Source organism: Bhargavaea beijingensis (assembly GCF_900101985.1).
Classification (GTDB): domain Bacteria; phylum Bacillota; class Bacilli; order Bacillales_A; family Planococcaceae; genus Bhargavaea; species Bhargavaea beijingensis.
The window spans coordinates 175,690-198,364 of the sequence record NZ_FNAR01000003.1 but is presented as its reverse complement, the minus strand read 5'-3'; the positions used below and the strand labels follow the sequence as shown (position 1 = coordinate 198,364).

19 protein-coding genes are annotated in these 22,675 nt (G+C 53.5%); 16 read left to right on the top strand and 3 right to left on the bottom strand.

Annotated elements, in window-relative coordinates:
• Positions 1-77: 77 nt before the first annotated feature.
• The 7 genes from BLT01_RS04130 to BLT01_RS04100 are packed head-to-tail and all read left to right on the top strand — an operon-like array spanning position 78 to position 7,503.
• Positions 78-1,271, top strand: a complete 1,194-nt coding sequence (locus BLT01_RS04130) for an NAD(P)/FAD-dependent oxidoreductase (protein ID WP_092094885.1) — start codon at positions 78-80, stop codon at positions 1,269-1,271.
• Positions 1,268-2,320 carry a proline racemase family protein gene (locus BLT01_RS04125; protein ID WP_092094883.1) on the top strand — a complete coding sequence of 351 codons (1,053 nt, stop codon included), beginning with the start codon at positions 1,268-1,270 and terminating at the stop codon, positions 2,318-2,320. The genes BLT01_RS04130 and BLT01_RS04125 overlap by 4 nt, the downstream gene beginning before the upstream one ends.
• Positions 2,321-3,235, top strand: a complete 915-nt coding sequence (locus BLT01_RS04120; protein ID WP_092094881.1) for a proline racemase family protein — start codon at positions 2,321-2,323, stop codon at positions 3,233-3,235.
• Between the two features lie 33 nt (positions 3,236-3,268).
• Positions 3,269-4,705 (top strand): Na+/H+ antiporter NhaC, encoded by a 1,437-nt coding sequence (gene nhaC, locus BLT01_RS04115; protein WP_092094879.1) that lies wholly within the window; start codon positions 3,269-3,271, stop codon positions 4,703-4,705.
• Between the two features lie 37 nt (positions 4,706-4,742).
• Positions 4,743-5,639, top strand: coding sequence for a 4-hydroxy-tetrahydrodipicolinate synthase (dapA, locus tag BLT01_RS04110; RefSeq protein WP_092094877.1), 897 nt, complete (start codon positions 4,743-4,745; stop codon positions 5,637-5,639).
• A 13-nt stretch (positions 5,640-5,652) separates the two neighbouring features.
• A complete protein-coding gene (locus BLT01_RS04105) occupies positions 5,653-7,152 on the top strand; it encodes an aldehyde dehydrogenase family protein (RefSeq protein ID WP_092094875.1) in 1,500 nt (499 codons plus the stop codon).
• Positions 7,153-7,200: 48 nt separating this feature from the next.
• A complete protein-coding gene (locus BLT01_RS04100; protein WP_092094873.1) occupies positions 7,201-7,503 on the top strand; it encodes a hypothetical protein in 303 nt (100 codons plus the stop codon).
• 44 nt (positions 7,504-7,547) lie between these two features.
• On the opposite strand, the gene rpoN is transcribed toward BLT01_RS04100, so the two are convergent.
• Positions 7,548-8,831 (bottom strand): RNA polymerase factor sigma-54, encoded by a 1,284-nt coding sequence (rpoN, locus tag BLT01_RS04095; protein WP_092094871.1) that lies wholly within the window; start codon positions 8,829-8,831, stop codon positions 7,548-7,550.
• 132 nt (positions 8,832-8,963) lie between these two features.
• A complete protein-coding gene (locus BLT01_RS04090; RefSeq protein ID WP_176765034.1) occupies positions 8,964-10,070 on the bottom strand; it encodes a M24 family metallopeptidase in 1,107 nt (368 codons plus the stop codon).
• Positions 10,071-10,398: 328 nt separating this feature from the next.
• Between BLT01_RS04090 and BLT01_RS04085 the strand changes: the two genes are divergently transcribed.
• The 5 genes from BLT01_RS04085 (at position 10,399) to opp4C (ending at position 16,108) form a co-directional block, all read left to right on the top strand.
• On the top strand, positions 10,399-11,379 hold the full coding sequence (locus BLT01_RS04085; protein WP_092094867.1) for an ABC transporter ATP-binding protein: 981 nt from the start codon (positions 10,399-10,401) through the stop codon (positions 11,377-11,379).
• Positions 11,376-12,407, top strand: coding sequence for an ABC transporter ATP-binding protein (locus BLT01_RS04080; RefSeq protein WP_092094865.1), 1,032 nt, complete (start codon positions 11,376-11,378; stop codon positions 12,405-12,407). Before BLT01_RS04085 ends, BLT01_RS04080 begins: the two co-directional genes overlap by 4 nt.
• Positions 12,408-12,506: 99 nt before the next feature.
• On the top strand, positions 12,507-14,135 hold the full coding sequence (locus BLT01_RS04075; RefSeq protein WP_092094863.1) for a peptide-binding protein: 1,629 nt from the start codon (positions 12,507-12,509) through the stop codon (positions 14,133-14,135).
• Positions 14,136-14,217: 82 nt separating this feature from the next.
• The gene (locus BLT01_RS04070) at positions 14,218-15,168 is read left to right on the top strand and encodes an ABC transporter permease (RefSeq protein ID WP_092094861.1); all 951 of its coding nucleotides are present in this window, start codon (positions 14,218-14,220) and stop codon (positions 15,166-15,168) included.
• An 85-nt stretch (positions 15,169-15,253) separates the two neighbouring features.
• On the top strand, positions 15,254-16,108 hold the full coding sequence (gene opp4C / locus BLT01_RS04065; protein WP_281241474.1) for an oligopeptide ABC transporter permease: 855 nt from the start codon (positions 15,254-15,256) through the stop codon (positions 16,106-16,108).
• Between the two features lie 44 nt (positions 16,109-16,152).
• Here opp4C and BLT01_RS04060 read toward each other — a convergent pair whose 3' ends face one another.
• Complete coding sequence (locus BLT01_RS04060) at positions 16,153-18,192, bottom strand: prolyl oligopeptidase family serine peptidase (protein WP_176765033.1); 2,040 nt, start codon at positions 18,190-18,192, stop codon at positions 16,153-16,155.
• A gap of 301 nt (positions 18,193-18,493) precedes the next feature.
• Between BLT01_RS04060 and BLT01_RS04055 the strand changes: the two genes are divergently transcribed.
• The 4 genes from BLT01_RS04055 to BLT01_RS04035 all read left to right on the top strand — a co-directional run bounded on the left by BLT01_RS04055 (position 18,494) and on the right by BLT01_RS04035 (position 22,627).
• Entirely contained in the window at positions 18,494-20,104 is a 1,611-nt protein-coding gene (locus tag BLT01_RS04055) for a long-chain-fatty-acid--CoA ligase (protein ID WP_092094855.1), read from the top strand.
• A gap of 418 nt (positions 20,105-20,522) precedes the next feature.
• Positions 20,523-21,002 carry a toxin-antitoxin system YwqK family antitoxin gene (locus BLT01_RS04050; RefSeq protein ID WP_092094853.1) on the top strand — a complete coding sequence of 160 codons (480 nt, stop codon included), beginning with the start codon at positions 20,523-20,525 and terminating at the stop codon, positions 21,000-21,002.
• A 72-nt stretch (positions 21,003-21,074) separates the two neighbouring features.
• Positions 21,075-21,551, top strand: coding sequence for a toxin-antitoxin system YwqK family antitoxin (locus BLT01_RS04045; RefSeq protein ID WP_092094851.1), 477 nt, complete (start codon positions 21,075-21,077; stop codon positions 21,549-21,551).
• Positions 21,552-21,913: 362 nt separating this feature from the next.
• A complete protein-coding gene (locus BLT01_RS04035; protein ID WP_092094847.1) occupies positions 21,914-22,627 on the top strand; it encodes an endonuclease V in 714 nt (237 codons plus the stop codon).
• Positions 22,628-22,675: the final 48 nt, after the last annotated feature.

Below are 22,675 nucleotides of genomic sequence, written 5' to 3'. Positions count from 1 at the left end.
TTGAACCGCCTTTTGGAAAGTTGGCATGCCTCTTGCAATACCATCTGTAAGACGGAATTTAGAAAGGGGGATGTTCATTGTTATCCCGAGAGCATCGTGACATTGTCGTCATCGGCGGCGGGATCATAGGGGCAGCCATCGCCTATTACGGATCCAAAGCCGGTCTCGACATCACCGTCCTTGAAAAAAGTACGCTCGCCAGCGGGACTTCCTCGCGCTGCGACGGCAATATCTTGGCCATCGACAAGGATCCGGGGTTTGACAGCCAGATGTCACTGGTCAGTCAGAAACTGGTCCATGAGTTGGATCAGGAACTGGAAGTGAAATTCGAATACCGCAATCCGGGAAGCATCCTGGTTTGTGAAAACGATGCCGAGATGGAAGCCGCGGAAAAATGGGTCCGGCAGCAATGCGACGCAGGCCTCGACTTCCGGATGCTGGACCGCGAAGACCTGAGGAATGAATCGAAGTTTTTTGCTGATGATCTTTACGGCGGGCTGGAGTGCAAGACGGACTCGACCGTTAATCCGTATATGCTGACGTTTTCAATGTTCCATTCGGCAGAAAAGCAGGGTGCCAGGATCCACACGAATACGGAAGTGAAGAATCTCTCAAGGAACACGGATGGTCAGTTCATGATTGAAACCGGCGGGACAACGTTCACGGCAAACAAAGTGGTCAATGCGGCCGGGGTATGGGCGCCGCATATCGGCAAGATGCTTGACGTGGAGGTGCCGATCTATCCGAGAAAAGGGCAACTGATTGTCGCATCGCGCCAGCAGCCCGTCGGTCTCCGGAAGGTGATGGAGTTCGGTTATCTGATCTCCAAGTTCGGAGGAGAGCGTGTGGTCGATGAAATGACGGAAAAGTACGGAGTGGCGCTCGTGTTCGAACCGACGGAAAGCCAGAATTTCCTGATCGGCAGCAGCCGGCAGTTTGCCGGCTACGATACACGGGTGAACCACGAAGTGACCCGCTATATTGCAAAGCGGGCAGTCCGGTTTTATCCGAAGATGGCCGACATGACGGTGATCCGCACGTACGCGGGGCTCAGGCCGTGGACGGAGGATCATCTGCCGATTGTCTCCGAAGCAGTGGAAGTTCCGGGCTTTTATATCGCGGCAGGACACGAAGGGGACGGAATCAGCCTTGCCGCCGTCACCGGTAAAGTGATGGAGGAAATGCTGAGCGGCAAGGAGACATGCATTCCGACCGAACCGCTCCGGATCGGCCGGTTCAAAGAAAAGAAAGTGGAGGTGGGAATCAAGTGAGGTACGAGCGGCTGTTTACGACAATTGATACACATACAGGGGGGAACCCGACAAGGACGCTGATCAGCGGTCTGCCGCCATTGGAAGGGGAAACGATGGGAGAGAAAATGCTCTATATGCAAGAGCATTATGACTGGATCCGCAAACACCTGATGAACGAGCCCCGAGGTCATAGCGTCATGTCCGGTGCACTTCTAACGGACCCCTGCCATCCGGAAGCGGATGTCGGCGTAATTTATATCGAAACCGGGGGCTACCTGCCGATGTGCGGCCATGACACGATCGGTTTTTGTACGGCGCTGATCGAGGCGGGGCTGGTCGAAGTGCAGGAGCCGTTTACGAACCTCAAGATCGATACGCCGGCCGGGCTGATCGATGTGCAGGTCCTTGTAGAGGACGGGAAAGCGAAGGAAGTGACTTTCGAGAATGTTCCCGCGTTCCTTCTGAGGTCGATCTCGATTGACGTGGAAGGCATCGGGGACGTTCAGGCCGATATCGCCTATGGCGGGAACTTTTACGCCATCATTGACGCGGATTCGCTCGGAATAGAACTGACCGAGGAACATGCTGCGGAAATCATCAGCAAAGCCATCCTGATCCGGAACAAGATCAATGAACGCGAAGAAATTGTTCATCCGGAATTCCCGTTTATCCACGGACTTACGCATATCGAGTTCTTCACGAAACCGGTCCATCCCGATGCCGACGTGAAGAATACCGTCGTCGTCCCGCCGGGGGGGATTGACCGTTCTCCATGCGGAACCGGCACTTCCGCCAAGCTTGCAACCCTTTACTCACATGGGCAGATCCGGAAGAAGGAACGTTTTGTACACGAAAGTATCGTCGGAACACTGTTCAAGGCAAGGGTGGTCGACACGGCAACCGCAGGGCCATTGGATGCAGTCGTGACGGAAGTGACAGGCTCCGCCTGGGTGATGGGGATGCACAAGTTCTTCTACAACGAACGCGACCCTCTCCGTGAAGGCTATTTACTGATACCGCCGATGGATCATGAGCCTGCGTGCGAGACGGCAAAGGAGCGTGTTTAAATGGAATTCGGAAAAATGTTCAGTTCGTTGGATGCCCATGTGGCAGGAGAAGCATACCGCATCGTCACCCAATCACCGATCCTTCTAAGCGGAACGGGCCTGAAAGCCCAATCCGAACAACTGGCCAGAAACTTCTCGGCTGAGAAGAACCTTCTTCTGAACGAACCCCGGGGCCACCGGGGGATGCACGGTGTCATTCCGGTCGGCTCCGATCGCGCGGATATCGGTCTGCTCTTTTTCTCCCACCGGCAAGCAAGCGCATTCAAGTATGAAGGTGTCCTTGCTGCTGTCGGCGCCCTGCTTGAAACCGGGGGGCTGAAGCGCCGGGAAAACGGCCGTTATACGGCGGAAACCACAGAAGGCGTGATTGAGCTCAGTGCCGATTTCAATGGAGACGAAGTCGCTCAAATCAGCGTGCGGAACAAGGCCGCCTCTGTGACACGTACTTCCCAATCATCCACAGCCCTGCTTGACGGAAAGCGAAAATACCTCATTTACCCGTTGCCGCCGGCCATCCCGGAAATCGATTTGGCCCATTTATCCGTGATCAGTGAGTGGGGGGCAGGAAAAGCGGCGGAATATGCCAGTGCAACCCATGCTATCACCGGCGTCGTGCTGGCTGAAGAACTTCCGGGAGGAGGGTTCAGAAGCGTGACGTTTGAAAAAGACGGCTATATTCTGCGTTCCCCCGGCATTGACACGACCTTCGCATTGCTGGCCCTTCAGGAAAAACGGAATGGAAATCATGCAGTTTCTGTTTCCAACACAAGCATTTTCGGCAGCACGCTCATAGCGGAAGCCCCAGATGGGGAAGGCGGGCCGGCCCTGGTCCGTGCCGAGCCATTTGTGACGGGTGCCCACCAGTTTGTCCTCGACCGTGAAGACCCGCTTGACCAAGGATTCCTGATTGTCTGATTGTCCCTGACGCCCACTATAAGGAGGGGTTCTATGAGAGAGGATTCAAAACGGCTTCCCACCATTCCGGAAATTCTGTTTGTCCTGATCGGGTTTACGCTCATCATGTATCTGTTCATCGTCGAATTCGGGATCTCCATCCAGCTTGCGCTGCTGACCACCTGGGGGTTGATCATGGTCGTCGGCCTGAAAATCGGCTACAACTACAAGCAAATGCAGGATGGCCTGCTGAAAGGGATCAATGACGGTCTGGAAGCGGTGCTGATCCTGATCTCCGTCGGCGCGCTGATCGGGACGTGGATTGCGGGCGGAATCGTGCCGTCCATCATCTATTACGGCCTGTCTGTCATCAATCCGAGTATCTTCCTTCTCGCCGCGTTCATCATCTGTACGGTGACCTCCATTGCGACCGGTACGTCTTTCGGATCTGCCGGAACAGCCGGCATTGCGATGATGGGAATCGGAGCAAGTTTCGGCTTTCCGCTTCCGCTCGTCGCAGGTGCCGTCATTTCCGGCTGCTACGTCGGTGATAAGCTTTCACCGCTTTCCGACACGACTGTGATGACCGCGTCCCTGTCCAAGGTGGACCTGATCGAGCATATCAAGTCCATGCTGACCGCGAGCGCACCGGCCTGGTTCATCTCGGCGCTCCTATTCCTGGTCGTCGGGTTCTTCTATAGGGGAGACGGCGATATGAGCAGCGCCACGCAGACGATGGCTTCGCTCGAGCAGTATTTTAATGTCGGCTGGTACATGCTGATCCCGGCGTTTCTCGTCATTGCACTTCTGGCCATGAAGAAACCATCCATTCCGGTCATTTTGTTCGGATCCGTCCTGGGTGCAATGTGGGCCTTTCTTTTCCAAGGCAAGTCTGTTTTAGATTCGGTGAATATCATGTACACGGGCAATGCGATCGAGTCCGGCGTGCCGTTTATCGACAACCTTCTGAATCGCGGAGGAATTGTGTTCATGCTGGATGTCATCGTCCTCATCATTTTCGCCCTTGGCGTGGGCGGGCTCATGGAACGGATCGGCATCTTGCGCGCTATTGGCCATTACCTTGCCAAATGGGCGACGAACGCAGGAAATGCAACACTTGCGACCCTTATCTCCGGGTTTTTCGGCAACTTCTTCGGCGGGGCGGCATATGTGTCTCTGATCACGGCAAGCAAGATCACCGAAGACAACTACGACCGGCTCCAGATCGACCGGCGTGTCCTTTCACGGAATACGGAGGCAGGAGGAACCTTGACGACACCGATGGTTCCGTGGTCTGACGGGGGCGTTTTCATGGCAACGGCACTGGGCGTCTCAACGCTAAGCTATCTGCCGTTTCTCTGGTTCAACTTTATCGCCATCATCATCTGTCTGATATACGGCTACCGAAATAAGTTCATCTGGTATACCGATCCTGCAGCGGTCCCGGCTGAAAAGCGGACGATGTCCGGCAAGAAACTCAACCTTTCCTGAATAAATTTCAGCAAAAACATTATTGGAGGAATCAACCATGAAAGAAATCAAAGGCGCATTTCCGGTACTTGTGACACCTATGCACGAAGACGAGACAGTCAATTTCAATGGATTGGCCGAAAACATCGAAAAGTTCATCCGGGAAGGCGTGGCCGGCCTCTGCATCAACGGCAGCACGGGCGAGTTTGTCAGCCTTACAAAAGAAGAGCGGTTCCGGGCGGTTGAAACGGCAGTGGCCCAGGTGGATGGCCGGGTGCCGCTGATTGTCGGGACGGCTGCCGAAACGACTGCCGATGCCATTGAATACACCCGGCAGGCGGAAAAAGCCGGAGCGGATGTCGCACTTCTTATCAACTCGTACTACGCACATCCTACGGAAAAAGAGATCTATGCCCATTTCAAGGCGGTTGCGGAATCCGTGAAGATCCCGGTGATGATCTACAACAACCCATTTACTTCCGGTGTCGACATCAGCACGGAAACCCTGCTTAAAGTCGGCCGGGATGTCCCGAATATCACGCATATCAAGGAATCCAGCGGAGACATCAGGAAAGCGCGTGATATCGCGCGCCAGGGCGAAGGCGACATTCAGGTGTTCTGCGGCTCCGAGGAGCTGGTGCTTGAATCGTTCTTTGTCGGGGCGACCGGCTGGATCTCGGTCGCGGGCAACATCGCTCCCCGTCTTGTGACGGACATTTACGACTCGTACCAGGCAGGCGACCTGGATCAGGCATGGAAACTTTATGATCGTCTGCTGCCGCTCTGTGAATTCCTGGAGGGCTCCGGCAAGTACGTGCAGATTGCAAAGCGTTCGATGGAGCTGAAGGGATGGGCAGGCGGACCTTGCCGCAAGCCGAGAATGCCGCTGACCGCCGAAGAAGATGCCCGGCTCAAGGAACTGATGGACAGCCTGGAAACAGTAAAACAATCATAAAGGGGGAGAGGACATGCAAGCAGTCAATTATGAACTGAAACCGAGGGTGCAGGAGTTTCTGGAAGGGGTCAAAGGACTCTATATTAATGGAGAAGATGTCCCGTCCGAGAGCGGAAAAACATTTCAGGTGCTGGATCCCGCGACGGAGGAGGTCATTGCTGAAGTAAGCGAAGCCCAGAAGGAAGATGTCGACAGGGCGGTAGCCGCTGCACGGAAGGCATTTGACGAAGGCGAATGGACGAAGATGGAGGCGGCGGAACGGTCGCATCTGATTTATAAGTTCGCGGACCTTCTTGAAGAGCATCGCGAAGAGCTCGCTCAGCTTGAGTCTCTGGATAATGGAAAACCCTATGCAACGGCCCTTGCGGACGATGTGGACGGAACGGTCCAGCATTTCCGGTACTACTCGGGCTGGGCAACCAAAATCTTCGGCAAGACCACACAAGTTTCACCGGATTATGTGACGTATACGGTTCACGAGCCGGTCGGTGTCGTCGGGCAGATTATTCCTTGGAACTTCCCGCTTGCCATGGCAGCATGGAAGCTCGGTTCCGCGCTTGCGGTCGGCTGCACGGTGGTCATCAAGCCGGCCAGCGAGACACCGCTGTCCCTTTTGTATGCAGCCAAGCTCTTTAAAGAAGCCGGGTTCCCCGACGGAGTCGTGAATGTCGTACCTGGCGCCGGACGCGTGGCGGGAGAAGCGATACTCACCCATCCGGACGTAGACAAAGTGGCATTCACCGGGTCGACCGCGGTCGGCAAGGAAGTCATGAAAAAGGCGGCCGACCAGATCAAAGGGGTGACGCTGGAACTCGGCGGAAAATCCCCTGCCATTGTGCTGGAGGACGCGGACCTGGACGAGACGATCGAAGGTGTCTTTAACGGAACGATGTATAATCACGGCCAAAACTGCAGTGCCTGCACACGGGTCTACGTGCACCGGAAACTCTATGACCAGGTAGTCGATGAACTGGCCAAACGGGCAGATGCGCTGAAGGTCGGCCCGGGGCTGGATCCAGAAACTGAAATGGGTCCGCTCGTGTCCGCGAAGCAGCAGAAAACTGTGCTGGAGTATATCCGGAAGGGGAAGGAAGAGGGCGCCCGCCTCGTTTCCGGCGGCACAAAAGCAGGGGATAAAGGGTTCTTCGTCCGGCCGACCATCTTCGCGGATGTCGAAGACGAGATGACGATTGCGCGCGAAGAGATTTTCGGGCCGGTCATGGCCGTTTTCCCGTTTGACACGGTTGAGGAAGTCATCAAGCGGGCCAATGACAGTGATTACGGCCTGGCGGCAAGCGTCTGGACGACCAATATCAAATCCGGCCACTTTATCGCAGGCAAACTTCAGTCAGGGACGGTCTGGATCAATGACTTCGGACTCGAGTGGGAAACCATGCCGTTCGGCGGATACAAGCAGTCCGGAGTCGGCCGGGAAATGGGCGGCGATTATGGACTAGCCAATTACACTGAAGTGAAAAGTGTATTTGTGAACATTAAAGATCCGAAGAAATAAAATAAATCAACTATTTATTCTTTAGACACTTGTATAGTAGAGGGGGGGATGGATGTTCTTCAAAAAGGGGATGAGGAAATGATCACGCTAGTTGAGTTTTTGGGGATTGCGTCCGTGGCGGTATTGCTCCTCGTTGTGCTAATGTGGGCGATGGAGCGTGCTGTTCAGCGGGCGTCAGGAGGTCGTTTTCATCGGGGTGTCCGCATTGCGGCCTGCTTGGGGGGAGCCTTGCTGATCATAGGGTTATCCGCTTATGGCATAGGGCAGCTTTTGATCTTAAAGGCAGCCCTGATCGGAGGGATTGCCATTCTGCTGAACCGCTATTGGCTGGGCCATTTTTCCGATAAGTAATAAACAAGGCCAGAGGGGAACTGTCCCCTCCGGCCTTATTCGGTTCAGATGATAATATCTTTTCGCTGGGATGATGAAGGAATGTTCAATTCATCCCGGTACTTACTGATCGTCCGGCGCGAGACAGTGATGCCGTGCTCCTTCTTGAAGCGTTCCGCCAACTTCTGGTCGGACAGGGGCCGGTGCTTGTTCTCCTGGTCGATGTATTGCCTGAGTAACGTTTTCACTTTGTTTTGGGAAACGGACAGTCCGCCGTCGGATTCCAGTTTCGAGGAGAAAAGCAGTTTCATCTCAAAGGTGCCCGCCGGTGTCCTGATGACCTTGTTGGCGGTTGCCCGGCTGATCGTGGACTCATGCATCCCGATTTCCTCTGCAACTTCCCGCATCGTCAGCGGGTTAAGCGCTTCAGGGCCTTTAATGAAAAAGGCTTGCTGTTTTTGCGCCAGGACACGGATGATCTTGATGAGGGTTTCCCGGCGCTGTTCGAGACTGCTGAGAAGCCAGCGATACTGCTTGTGCCGCTCGGCCAAATAATTTCCGACTTCGTCTTTGGCATCCAAGTAGGGGAGATAATCGGTGTTCAGCTTCACTTCGGGCAGGTGGCCGTCATTCAGGCTGAACTCCAGGTTGCCCTCCCGTTCAACGACGATGACATCGGGGAAGGTGTAATCCGTCTGTTGATCATTGATCAGTGAGCATGGTTTCGGATTAAGTGTCCGGATGCGGTCAAACGCCGATTTCACATCAGCGAGCGTAACCTGAAGCGCCTGGGCGATCTCTTTCCACTTGCGTGAAGTGAGGAGAGTAAAGCAGTGGCTGACCATCTGCATGGCCAACTGGTCCTCTTCTTCATCCAGCTGAAGCAAAAGGCATTCTTGCAGGTTACGGGCTCCGATGCCGGCGGGCCCGATTTCCTGAAGCATCCGAATGCCGGCTGTCAGGATTTCCTCTCCGATGCCGCAGTTTTCTGGCAGGGTGAGGTAACCGTTGTCGTCCAGATTCATAATCAGATAGGAAAGGAGAAGGACGGATTCTTCGTCAGAAAAGTTGAGCCGGACCATGGAAACCAGGTCGTCCCGGTAAAGGGCATCCGGGGCTTTTAGCCAGTCGGTCCTCAAGCCTTCTCCGCCTGCAGCTTTTGAAACGGGCGCATCATAGGAAACGGGTCCGCTGCGGTCTTTCAGCTCGATGAGCGGGTTTTCCGCCTCCTGCTCCCTGATAAACTGCTCCAGTTCAAAAGTGGAATACTGTAGAAGTTCGATGGCCTGCCTCAGCTCCATCGTCATGATGAGCTTCAGTTCTTGGCGTTGTGTCATCGTAAGCTGCATATCAATCTCTCCCCTCTGCAGCAATTTCGTGAAAGCGGTTTCTTTGAAATAGCTTACCACAGATGGCAGAGTAGTTCGACATTATTTTGAGAAAGAAACCCGGCAGCCTATGCTGCCGGGTTTCCGGTTCTCTCAGTGTCCAATGATCCGGAGGTCTTTGGGGAAGGAGGTGAGTACCTCAGCGTGTCCGTCTTCAGTGAGGTGGACGATATCCTCGATCCTGACTCCGGCGTAGCCGGGAATGTAGATACCGGGTTCAATCGTGAACACATTGCCCGGTTCTGCCGGGATCTCATTTTTCGCATGTACCGAAGGGGCCTCATGCACTTCAATACCGACTCCGTGTCCGACCCGGTTGTTAAAAAACTTCCCATAACCCTCGTCTTCAATCACTTTCCGGGAAGCCGAATCGATGCCGCAGAGCGGAACGCCTGCACGGGATGCTTCGATTCCTGCCTCATTGGACCGGCGGACGATGTTATAGATCCGCTGCTGCTCTTCTGTAGGCTCCCCAATGACGAAAGTTCTGGTGATATCCGAGCAGTAACCGTCTTTGACGACCCCCATATCAATCAGCAGGAAGTCTCCCGCCGTGATTTTCCGGGCGCCGGGAGATCCATGCGGCAGGGCGGCTTTCTCACCCGAAAGAACAATTGTGGAGAATGAAGGGCCGTCTGCACCATGCATTCTCATCAGATATTCCAGCTCTGCGGTAAGTTCGGCTTCTGTCATTCCCGGCTTCACTTTCCGGATTCCCTCATCCATGACTAGCTCGATGATGCGGATGGCTTCTCTGATGGCCCTGACTTCATCGGCTGATTTGCTGAGCCGTTGCTTGCCGATGAGCTCTTCAATGTCCATAACACATGCGTCGGGAAATGTTGAGGTCAGTCCTACATATCGTTCGTAATTCAATGCTTTCGGTTCGATCCCGATCGGCCCGTGCAGACCCTGGATCACTTCCTTGACCGCCTGCATCGGCAGCTGGTCATCCTGAATGGGGATGATCTGGTCCACTGCTGCGGCACCGGAAGCAGCTTCATGGTCAAGCGCGGGTACAAACAGTATGGCGTGCCTGGTTTCCGGGATGATGGCCAAGCCCATAAAACGCTCGTGCGGATTTGATAGGAACCCCGTGTAATAGAAAATGTTGGCTGGCGAGAGAAGCAGGGCTCCATTTACGCCATTGTCCTTAAGTGATTCGATAAGACGTCTTTGTCTGGTTTCGTAATGATTCATCATCATTCCCTCCTCGCGAAATTCCGATGCAAGTTTCATTCCACTATTTACACAACTACCATCAATAGACGTCTAAATATTTTGACATCAATTTGTGAGGTGTCTAAAGTCCCGACAGTTTGATGTGAGAGAGGAGGCCGGTTTCCCTTCCATAAATGATCTCCCGTCAATTGAGGCAAGCGATTTTCGCCGTACCCCACTCCCTCAGCTCTCATCGAAATACAACCAGAAATTTTCAATAGTCTCCTAAACTTGGAGTTCCCATTGGCACAGATATTGCAATCATCCATTAGCAAGAAAATAGAACAGAAGCAGAAGGAGGGGGAAGATGGACGCTGTATTGGAAGTTTCCAATTTAAAAACCTATTTCACAAAAAACAAAAAGACGATCCGCGCGGTCGATGGAATTGATTTTCAGATCAGAAAGGGGGAGACCGTGGCGCTTGTCGGGGAATCCGGCTGCGGAAAAAGCATGACATCCCTTTCCATCATGGGGTTGGTGCCTGCTCCCGCAGGCAAGGTTGTGGACGGTTCCATCAAGCTCAATGGAGTCGACCTGGTTCAGATGCCCGAGAAGAAGATGTACGAAATCCGCGGCAAGGAAGTCGCCATGATTTTCCAAGAGCCGATGACTTCGCTGAATCCGGTTTTGACGATTGGGGATCAGTTAACGGGTGTCATCATGCATCACTTAAAGGTGAATAAAAAAACAGCGACGGCGAAGGCGGCTGAGATGCTCGGAATTGTCGGGTTTTCAGATCCGCTCAAAACGTTGAAAGACTATCCGCACAGGCTGTCGGGCGGGATGCGCCAACGCGTCATGATTGCGATGGCAATGTCGTGCAATCCGAAGCTGCTCATTGCGGATGAACCGACGACTGCCTTGGATGTGACGATTCAGGCCCAGGTCCTTGAGCTGATGAAGGACCTTAGCAAGAAGTTCTCAACTTCCATTCTCCTGATCACTCATGATCTTGGCGTCGTATCCGAACTGGCCGAGCGGGTGATTGTCATGTACGCCGGACAGATTGTTGAAATCAGTGATGTCGATGACTTGTTTACAGAGCCTCTCCATCCGTATACAGAAGGGCTGATCCATTCGGTGCCGGACATTGAAGGGGACATCAGCCGTCTCCAGTCGATCAAAGGAAATGTGCCTGCCCCCGGTACCGTGCTGCCGGGATGCAAGTTTGCTCCGCGATGCAGCAAAGCTTTTTCAAGGTGCACGGAAAAGGTTCCGGATATGTATGTCCGGGAAGATGGCCGGTGCGTGCGCTGCTTTCTTTATGACGGGGAGGTGGAGGGATGAGTCCCGCGAAAAGATTGCTCCCGCAACAAGAAAAAGTTGGCGGAGAAAACCGTGGGAACTTGCTCGACGTTCAGCACCTGAAAATGCACTTTCCGATCAGGACAGGCATTCTTCAGCGGACGACCGGCTCTGTCAAGGCGGTTGACGACGTCAGCTTTACTGTGAAAAAAGGAGAAACGCTTGGCATCGTAGGAGAATCAGGGTGCGGAAAATCAACACTTGGGCGCTCCCTGATCCGATTGTATGAGCCGACAGGCGGCAAGATCCTATTTGGCGGAACTGACGTGACAACGTTAAAGGAGCGGGAGTTGGGCCTGGTTCTGAGGCGGAATATGCAAATGGTGTTTCAGGATCCGAATGCTTCCCTTAACCCGAGAAAGTCGCTTGGCAGCATTCTCATGGAACCGCTCCGTGTCCATGGAATCATGAGTAACAAGGAAGACCGGATGGACCACATCGCAGAAATTCTGCAGACAGTCGGTCTCCATCCCGCGGTCATCAACAATTATCCCCATGAGTTTTCAGGGGGACAGCGCCAGCGGATCGGCATTGCCCGCGCACTTATTCTGAACCCCGAACTGATTATTGCGGATGAGGCGGTTTCTGCCCTGGATGTGTCCATTCAGGCGCAGATCGTCAACTTGCTTGAGGATCTGCAGAAAAGGTTTGAGCTGACTTACATCTTTATTTCCCATGACCTGAGTGTTGTCCGCCATATCTCGGACAGGGTGGGCGTGATGTATCTGGGCAAGCTCATGGAACTGTCGGATAAAGAGAGCCTCTATGAAGAGCCATTACATCCTTATACGCAGTCTTTGCTGTCAGCGGTCCCGGTGATCCGGAAAAAAGGCAGCATAAAGCGTGAACGCATCATTTTGGAAGGGGATTTGCCGAGCCCTGCCGACCCTCCGGAAGGCTGTGTTTTCCATACACGATGCCCGTACGCGATGCCGCAGTGCAAGTCGGAAGCGCCCCTGTTCCGTGAAGCTGCACCCGGCCGACATGTTGCGTGCCATTTGTTCAACTAAATCGGCTCCTTGGAAAGGGGGTGGTCCGATTCGTCTGTAATTGATGGGGTTAATCATGCTAAACATGCACGGGAAACAATCGAAAAAAGGGGGATTTATATGTTCAGAAAACGACTTTGGCTCGTGGTGACCTTGGCAATGGCCATGCTCATCGCTGCGTGCTCACAGCCTGAAGAAGCAAAAAATATTGATGCAAATGCTGCGGAAAAGGAAGGGGCCGAAACTGCAGGGGGCAATCTCATCCTGGCCACGACTGCCGCACCGACTTTGTTCAATCCATACTATTCCACCGATACATCCAGTTCGACAATCGAGGGATTTATCTTCAGCGGCCTTGTGACCGTCGACCAGGACTTTAATCCGGAAGGGGACCTTGCGGAAAGCTGGGATTTCTCGGATGACGGTCTAAAGTGGACTTTTCATTTGCGCGAAAACGTGAAGTGGCATGACGGGGAGCCGATGACGGCTGATGACGTGGTCTTCTCTTACAACATCCCGCGTGATCCGGATTATGTCGGTCCAAGGGGCCTGCCGTTCGAGATCATCGAAGAGGTCAATAAAATCGATGATTACACTGTAGAGTTCGTCCTTTCGGAGCCGTATGCGCCATTCATAACGATTACAGCACAGTTTGAAGTACTGCCGAAACATATTCTTGGGGATGTGCCGATCGCGGAACTCGGCAAGCATCCATTCAATACGAAAGAGCCGATCGGAACCGGCCCGTTCAAATTCAAGGAATGGAAAGAAGGGGAATATATCGCACTGGAGGCAAACGAGGATTATCATCTCGGTGCACCAAAACTGGATGGGCTTTTGTACAAAATCGTTCCGGACACGAACACGCTGATGGCCCAGCTGCAGGTTGGGGAGATCAGCATGGCCGGCATTTCTCCCGAGTATGTAGGGATGGCCCAAGACCTGGAGTCCAAGGGCATGGTGAAGCTTGAATCCGGCCCGTCCAATGCATTTGAGTACATCGGTTACAACCTGAGGAATGAATTGTTCCAGGACAAAAAGGTCCGCCATGCACTGACGCATGCCATCGACAGGGAAGCCATCATCGAGGCGATTCTGGGAAGCGCGGGAACTGTGGCCCATGGCCCGGGAAGTCCTGCAAACTGGGCATTCAACCCGGATGTCCCAAAGTTCGAATATGATATTGAAAAAGCCAAGCAACTCCTGAGAGAAGCCGGCTGGAAACCGGGGCCTGACGGCATTCTGCAGAAGGACGGCAAAAAGTTTGAATTCGCGCTGAAGACAACTTCTGCCAATGAAATCCGTCAGCAAATTGCGGAAGTTGCCCAGCAACAATGGGCGGAAATCGGCATCAAAACATCGATCGAGGTGCTTGAGTGGAGCGCGTATGTGGAGCAGACAAGCCCGCCGAACTGGAATTTCGATGCGATGGTCGCGGGATGGTCGATCGGCAGCGACCCGGACCCGACATGGTTCTGGCATACATCCGAGATTGAAGCCGGTCTCAACTATAACGGTTACTCAAACCCTAAGGTCGATGAACTGCTTTCCAAGAATACGCAAATCGCAGATCTTGAAGAACGAAAAGCGGTCATTGCCGAGGCGGATGCCATCGTCACAGAGGATCAGCCGAATACCTTCATCTATTATCCCGAGGGATATCTGGCCATTTCGCCTAAGCTGGCGGGACCGACCTTTAACGCGGCAAACACCTACTATAAGATCCATGAATGGTATTTTGAATCCTAATGAGTCACGGGCGGGCATCTCCCAACTGGGTGATGCCCGGAATTATTCCTCATGATGGTTAATGGGAAGGAAGTGATCTGATTTGACGACTTATATCATCCGGCGATGTCTGATGGCCGTTCCGCTGTTGTTCCTCATCAGTGTCATTTCGTTTGGAATCATGAAAATGGCTCCGGGGGATCCGACTGCGCTGATGATGGACCCGATGATCAAACAGGAGAACCTTGAAGCTTATAAAGAATCTTACGGGCTCAATGACAGTGTGGTTGTCCAGTACGGACGGTGGCTGGGGAACATGGTCCAGGGAAATTTCGGGGAGTCGTTTATCCGCCAGGGCGTGCCGGTAAGTGAACTCATCACGGCCAGGCTGCCGAACACTCTTTTGCTGATGCTGGTTTCAACATTCATTGCGTTCGTGATCTCCATCCCGCTTGGGGTCTGGTCTGCCACCAAACGAAATTCGCGCCAGGACTATGCGATCACCGTTGTGTCTTTCCTCGGTGTCGCAACTCCGAACTTTTGGATCGGACTCGTTCTGATCATGGTGCTGTCCGTTCACCTCGGCTGGTTCCCGATTGGCGGTGTCGCGACATACGGCGAACCGTTCAGCGTTTGGGACCGCCTCCATCACCTGATCCTTCCTGCCTTCGTACTTGCAACTGCCGACATGGCCGGCCTGACCCGCTATTCCAGATCCAGCATGCTCGATGTGCTCAGGCAGGACTATATCCGTACGGCGAAGGCAAACGGCTTCCGGCAGAAGACGGTCATTTTCAAGCATGGGCTCCGGAATGCACTCATCCCGATCATTACAATCTTCGGCCTGATGCTGCCATCGTTCATCGGCGGATCGGTCATCATCGAGAGCGTCTTTGCGTGGCCGGGCATCGGACTGCTGTTCATGGAGGCGGCATTCCAGCGCGATTATCCGGTGATCATGGCGGTCGTGGTCATCGCGGCGACGCTTGTCGTCATCGGAAATTTGCTTGCGGATATTTTATATGCAGTCTTTGACCCGAGGATCGAGTATTGATGGAGAAAAAGGGGGGGCGTCCGTGACACTGACAAAAGAGAGACGGATACCAAATGAACCCGTCTTGGCAGAAGATTTCAGCTTGATGGGGCACGAGGCAATCTGGAAAGTGATGCTCCGGAAATTCATGAAAAACAAGCTTGCGGTGATCGGAGCGGTATTGCTGTTCGTCATCATCGGGGCGGCAATCTTTGCACCTTGGCTGGCACCCAAAGATCCGAGCCAGCAGGTGCTTCTCGACAAATTGGCACCACCGGGCAAGGACTATCCGCTTGGGGCGGATAATCTCGGGCGAGATACGCTGAGCCGCCTTTTGTACGGCGCCAGAATTTCCCTGCTTGTCGGATTCGCTTCAGTGGCCGGTTCAATATTCATCGGCACGGTCATCGGAGCGATCGCCGGGTACTTTGGCGGCATGCTCGATGCCGTCCTGATGCGTGTCGTGGATGCAATCATTTCGTTTCCATCACTGTTCCTGCTCATTACACTCGTGACCATTTTCGAGCCGAGCATTTTTACGCTGATCGGGATATTTGCCGTCTTCGGATGGACGGGAACCGCGCGGCTTGTACGCGGAGAGTTCCTTTCTCTCCGGAAGTCTGAATTCGTGCTGGCCGCGAGAACACTCGGAATCAGCAACACCCGTATCATCTTCTCACATATTCTGCCGAACGCACTCGGGCCGATCATCGTATCAGCTACGCTGGGCGTGGGAGGGGTCATATTGGCTGAGGCCGGTCTGAGTTATCTTGGACTCGGCATCCAGCCGCCGACCCCGAGCTGGGGGAATATGCTTCAGAGCGCGCAGAACCCACAGATTATGCTCGGTGCATGGTGGTACCCGCTATTCCCGGGCTTCATGATCCTGCTGACGGTACTGGCGTTCAACTTTGTCGGCGATGGGCTCCGGGATGCATTTGATCCGAAAATTGATGACTGAACAAGGAAAAGGCCGCTCTCCCAAGAGAGAGCGGCCTTTTCCGGTCAAGCATCCAGATCCAGATGTGTATAAAGAAATGAATAGATGTCCGTGTGCTCGTCAATGATCTTTGACACTGGTTTGCCGAGGCCATGACCGGCATCTTGTTCGATCCGGAGGAGAATGGGGGCCTCTCCCTCCTGTGCCTCCTGAAGTGCTGCCGCATACTTCATCGCGTGAAGCGGAACGACCCGGTCATCGGTGTCCGCGGTTGTAATCAGGACCGGCGGGTGCTCCCGTTCTTTGATGTTGTGGAGCGGAGAGTACGTGATGATGTTCAGGAAGTCTTCTTCATTTTTCTCAGGATGGCCGAATTCAGATGTCCAGAAACGACCGACCGTGAATTTGTGATATCGGAGCATATCGGTTACGGGCACTTGGCAGATGACCGCACCGTACAGATCCGGCCTGCGGTTCAGGCAGGCCGACACAAGCAGCCCGCCGTTGCTCGCCCCCATAATGGCGATTTTCGCGGGAGCTGTCCATTTTTCTGAGATCAGCCATTCGGCTGCCGAGATGAAATCCTCAAATACTTGTGGTTTGTTGGCGAACGTGCCGCCTTGGTGCCACGCCTCACCGTACTCTCCGCCGCCCCGGATATTTGCCACGGCATAGATACCCCCGTCCTCGATGAACATGGCGTTGGAGGCATTGAATGACGGAGTCATGCTGATGTTGAAGCCGCCGTATCCGTACAGGAGGACCGGATGGGATCCGTCGGGTTTCAGGTCTTTCCGGCTGGTGATGAACATGGGAATCTGTTTGCCGTCCGTCGAAGGGTAGAAAACCTGCCGGGTTGTGTACAGGTCAGGGTCCAATCCGCCCCAGGACTCCAGAACGATGCCCAATTCATCCGACTCAATCAGGTACCGCGCAACCGTTATGGGTGAAAGATAGGACGTATACCCGATCAGCACTTCTCCGTCTTTTTTGGATACTTGAATGTCCGAGATCGAAATCATTTCGGGCAAACCAAGTTTTTTCACATAGGTTCCATCAGTCTTGTACAGTTCGACGCGATGCCAGGCATGTTCCATGTAAGCCACAATCAGATGGTCACCGGCCATTTTCGGGAAGTAGAGAACACTGTCCCGCTCCGGAATGACTTCCAGCCAATGCTCTTTTTCGGGGCGTTCCGGATCCACGGAGATGATCCGCCCATTGGGAGCACCGGCAGTCGTATAAAGGAGGAACCGTCCTTCCGAATTTCCGATGTACGAGTAGTAACCATCCCCATCGGAAGCAAGAGGAAGGAAGTCGCCGTCCGACGCTGCTTCACGGTAGTAGAGGCGGCTTTTGTTTTCAGTTCCTTTCCATGATTGGAGGATGAGATGCCGATGGTCATCGGTGAAGGCTGCACCAAATGACAGCTCTTTATCGTCGGGACGTTCATGGATCAGAAGGTCTTCGGACTGAGGGGAATTCAGGCTGTGGAAATAAAGGCGGTTATGGTTGTTTCCGTCTTGTTCCGGCACAGTGCCCGGCTCCGGGTAACGGCTGTAATAAAAACCGGACCCGTCCTTTGTCCATGTGAGATCCGTGAACTTGCACCATCGGATGGTTTCAGGGAGTTCCTTGCCGGTTTGCAGGTTGCGGATGCGGATGGTCTGCCAATCGCTTCCGTTTTCTGATAAGGCATAAGCGAGCCATGTGCCATCGTTGCTGAACGAAAGTGCAGTCAGTGCGGTCGTCCCTTCCGGATTCAATTCGTTCGGATCCATGACTTTGTCCGGTTCTGCTGAAAGGCTGCTGGAGCGGCAGAGCACCGGCTGGTTCTGCAGCCCGTCGTTTTTCTGGTAATAGTAGTCGCCGTTCACTTTCTCCGGTGTGAAAAATCTGCCGGCATTCCAGCGCCTGGCGAGGTTTTTCTGCAACGGGGTCCGAACGGGCAGCGCATCGAAATAAGACCGAGTGCGTTGAGTCTGCTTTTTCATCCAGGCTTTTGTCTCAGGATACTCAGTGTCTTCAAGCCAGCGATAAGGGTCGCGTACTTCATGGCCGTGATAAGTGTCAACGGCAGCGGATTTGGTCACCGGTGTGCTCATCTTCATTTTCCTCCCTTTGTTTAATCACCAAACAACTTGCAAGTTGCATGCCATGGACGTCATGTCTTTTTTATTCGAGTGCAGATGACAAATTTCCCGGGAAATAATGAATATCCTTCCGGTTTTAGCAGAATCATGCCGGGTGCACAGGACTCTTTGATTAAGAACTGTATTCATACAGTTCTCGCAGTCACTTAATCAAGAAAACGCTATCTTGACATCGGAAGAGAGATTGATATATAACAGATGCTATAATCATAGTTATCAGAAAGTTCAACATTCCAACAAGAGGTGAGCAGACATGAATGTACCGCTGTTATTGACTGATTTCCTGGACCGGGCAGTGCGTCTGTACGGGGAGAAGACGGCCGTGATCGACCATGATGAGGGGCGCAGGCTGACCTATAACGAGCTGGGCCGGCGTGTGGACCAACTCTCTCACGGTTTGCGGTCGCTCGGTGTGGAGAAGGGGGACCGTGTCGCTTACCTCGCTCCGAACACGCTTGAAATGCTGGAAGGGTTCTACGGAATCTATCAGACAGGAGCGGTGATGGTGCCGCTCAACATCCGGCTCAAGCCGGAAGATTACCTGTTCATCCTCAACCACAGTGAATCCAGAGTGCTGTTTGCCGACCAGGACCTGCTGCATCTGATCGGGCCGGTCAAGGACAAGCTCGAAACCGTAGAGCGGATTATCGTCCACTATCATGACGGCCAAACGGAAGAGACGTCCTATGACGAGTGGCTGGCGCAGTTCCCGGAAGAACCGTTTGAGCGTGCGGAACTCGACGAGAATGACGTGGCGAGCCTGCTTTATACAAGCGGAACGACGGGGAATCCGAAGGGCGTCATGCTGACGCACCGGAACAACTACCTGCACGCAATGTCGCTCATGCACCATCTGCGGGTGTATGATACGGACACGTATCTCCACGTCCTGCCGATGTTCCACGTCAACGGCTGGGGCGCGCCGTTCTACTATACGGCGAACGGGGCGACGCATGTCTGCCTCCGGAAGGCACGGCCGGAGACCATCTGCGACGCGATCAATTCCCACGGTGTCACATCGGTGCATATGGCGCCGACCGTCCTCAACTCGCTGCTGCAGTACTTTGATTCCGAGAAGCCGCAGACCGGAACGGCCGATCTTCGCATCATCATCGCAGGTTCCGCTCCGCCGCCGGCTTTTATCCGCCGAGTCGAAGACGAACTGGGCTGGGAATTCATCCAGGTATACGGCATGACCGAATCGTCACCGCTCAGTCTCACGTCCTCGAGCCGGTCGACGGAAGCGCATCTGCCTTCCGAACAGCGCACCCGACTGAAAGCGAAAGCCGGCTACCCGATGATCGGCAACGACGTCCGCGTCGTGAATGACTTTGGGGAGGAAGTGCCGCATGACGGCAAGTCGATCGGTGAAATCGTCGTCCGGAGCCACGGTGTCATGAAAGGCTACTGGAAAAACGAAGAAGCGACCTCGGAAGCCCTGCGGAACGGCTGGCTTCATACCGGGGACATGGGAACTGTCGACGAATTCGGACACGTCGACATCACCGACCGGAAAAAGGACATCATCATCTCAGGCGGAGAAAACATCTCTTCCATTGAAGTGGAAGGCGCTCTCTATGAGCACCCGGACATCGTGGAGGCCGCCGTCATTGCGGTTCCTCATGAGAAATGGGGCGAGACTCCTCACGCCTACGTCGTCCTCCGGGAAGGGGCAAGCTTGAGTGAACAGGACGTCATTGACTTCTCCCGCTCTAAGCTCGCGCACTTCAAGGCTGTCACCGGCGTGACTTTTGTGGACGAGTTGCCGAAGACCGCATCGGGCAAGATCCAGAAAGTCAACTTGAGGAACGACTACTGGGAATCCCACAAAGAAGCGGCTTCCGCCGGGCGGTTCGTGAACTAAAATAGCGGAATTCAGCAGACCTGCTACGGCAGGTCTGTTTTGTATCTATTTCATGAATGATGGCAATCCCATAGTCCTAATTGGTGTAATTGTATATAATCCCCTTATAAATGGTTTCTTGAACAGGTAAAGGGGGGCGCTCCGAACAGCCAGGAGCCAGAAACACAACATACAAAGAGGGCTGTAGAGCTCCGCATCGTCATCCTCCCGTGAAAGCTATGGTAGGTCGCATAATGCTGCATCCGATGCAGAGGTACGTGCACTGAATGAGGCACAAAATTGGATAATTTCATGGTACATGTCATTACGACGACTAACCGCGGGTGGAGATATCCGGAATCGAAAATGCCGATGCCGAGATGCCCGCAATGTGAATATATTACCCGTGGATCAGATTACTTCCCGGAGGTTCTTAAGTATGAAAGATATACTGTTGTCCAAAGAAGAAGTTGTCAGAATTGGTTATGATTATGGTGAATTGGAGATGGATCCACCAGACGACATTTTATTCGTCCCAGAAGGGGATTCCATGGATGATTGGGTTCCGGTCACTGGCGTGGTTTATGATTTAGACGGTGATGAGAAAACTCTGTTGTTTTATGGGGAGTACGATTCAGGTCTTCCTCATGGAATTTCTGTGAATTTTCATTACAATGGGCAAATGGAACGGATCTGCCATATTTTCCATGGAGCGATTGATGGGGAGGACAAAAAATGGGATTCAGCGGGAAATCTTATCTTCCAGGGCGAGTACGTCTATGGAATCCTGGTGCGATATAAAAAATGGACATCTTCTGGCGAACTGATTGAGCAACAAACTGAGCCTGCAGAGGATATGCTGGAACTGATTGAAGCTCAGCGAACGTTTAATGAAACCCATGATTGGAAAAATCAATAAGAAAGAACTTTGTACGGTAGTAGATAGGAAAGAAGATAAACTCACACCAATATCTTTCGAGGATGATTGTTAATGGACAATAAATCACTGGGAAAAGAGATGTTGATTGAAAAGGGATACGACTATGATGATCTGGAGATGGAGCCGGCGAGCGACCAACTGTTTGTGCGGACCGGTAAGGAAGGGGACGACCTCGTTCCGGTCAATGGGCTGGTCTATGAACTGAGCGAGCAGGACGGCTCAGTCCTGAACTACGGTGAATATGCGGACGGATTACCCCATGGAATCTCTGTGGACTTCCATCCGAACGGCCAAGTGAAGCAGATCCACACCCATTTCCACGGTCCGATCCACGGCGAACAGCGCCAGTGGAACATGGAAGGCCGTCTCGTTTTCTGGGGAGAATACGAGTACGGTCATGAGCTGAGATTTAAAAGATGGGACGAGTCCGGTGACCTGGTTGAAGAGAAATCGGAACCGGACGAGAGCCAATTGACAATGATTGGTCAAAGCCGTGAATTCTATCAGAAACATTATGAAGCAGAATAAGAATGTTAACATCTGAAGAGGTGTTGTAGAAGAGCGTTCCGTGGGATAATCCGGTTGAGGAATATCTGGGCGACCAGGTACTGCGGCCTGATGGGGATGCTCCGTTTACCGGTCTGGCCTTCGAGCTGAGCGAGGATCAGGAGAACCTTCTCTTTTACGGCGGGTATAAAGGGCTCACGCATGGAATTTCCGCAGACGTTCACAGGAATGGGAGGCCAAAACGGATTTGCCGGATTTTTCGCGGGGCGATCAATGTGGAGGAGCGGAGATGGGATCCGGAATCGGACCCGGCTATGCTCGGGCTGATCGAGTCCCGGCGCGCGTACTATGAGAACCGTGAATAAGCAAAGGAAGTGTCGAGTGTGCAGGTGAATGATATCCATCCCCTTCGGCCGGATAAGGAAGAGTTTATCCATATCCAGGAGCGGCTGGCGAAACAGATCGACGTGAGCCGGCCGCTCCGGCTTGAAGATCTCCGGACGGTGGCCGGAGTGGATCTGGCTTACGCCGGAGAAGGCGATTCCGAGACCGGTTTCTGCCATATCGCTGTCTTTGATACGGCCACGATGCGGGTGATGGAGCGGTCCGGGGCGGTAGGGGAAATAGACATGCCGTATAGTCCCGGCTTCCTGACATTCCGGGAGCTGCCGCTGATCGTGGAGGCAGCGGGGAAGCTGGAGACGGTGCCTGACCTGTTCCTGTTCGACGGTAATGGCATTCTTCATCCACGCAGGATGGGGATTGCCTCGCACGCATCGTTTATTCTCGGAAAACCGGCTGTCGGTGTCGCCAAAACCTATTTCAGGATAGCGGAAACGGAGTACAAAGAGCCGGGCTGGGAGAAGGGCAGTTACACGGACATCACGGTGGGCCGGGAGACGCTCGGGCGCGCCGTCCGGACGTCCGCCGGCGTCAAGCCGGTGTTCGTTTCACCCGGCAACGGAATCGACCTGGATTCAGCGACGGATCTCGTCCTGTCCCTTACAGGACCTGAAAGCCGTCTGTCCATACCGGTGAGGGAAGCGGACATCTCGACACGCAGGATGCGCCGCGAATGGGAAAAAGAACAGAAGTGAGACCCGTGAATTCCGGAATGGATTCGCGGTTTTTTTTACGTTTGGGCC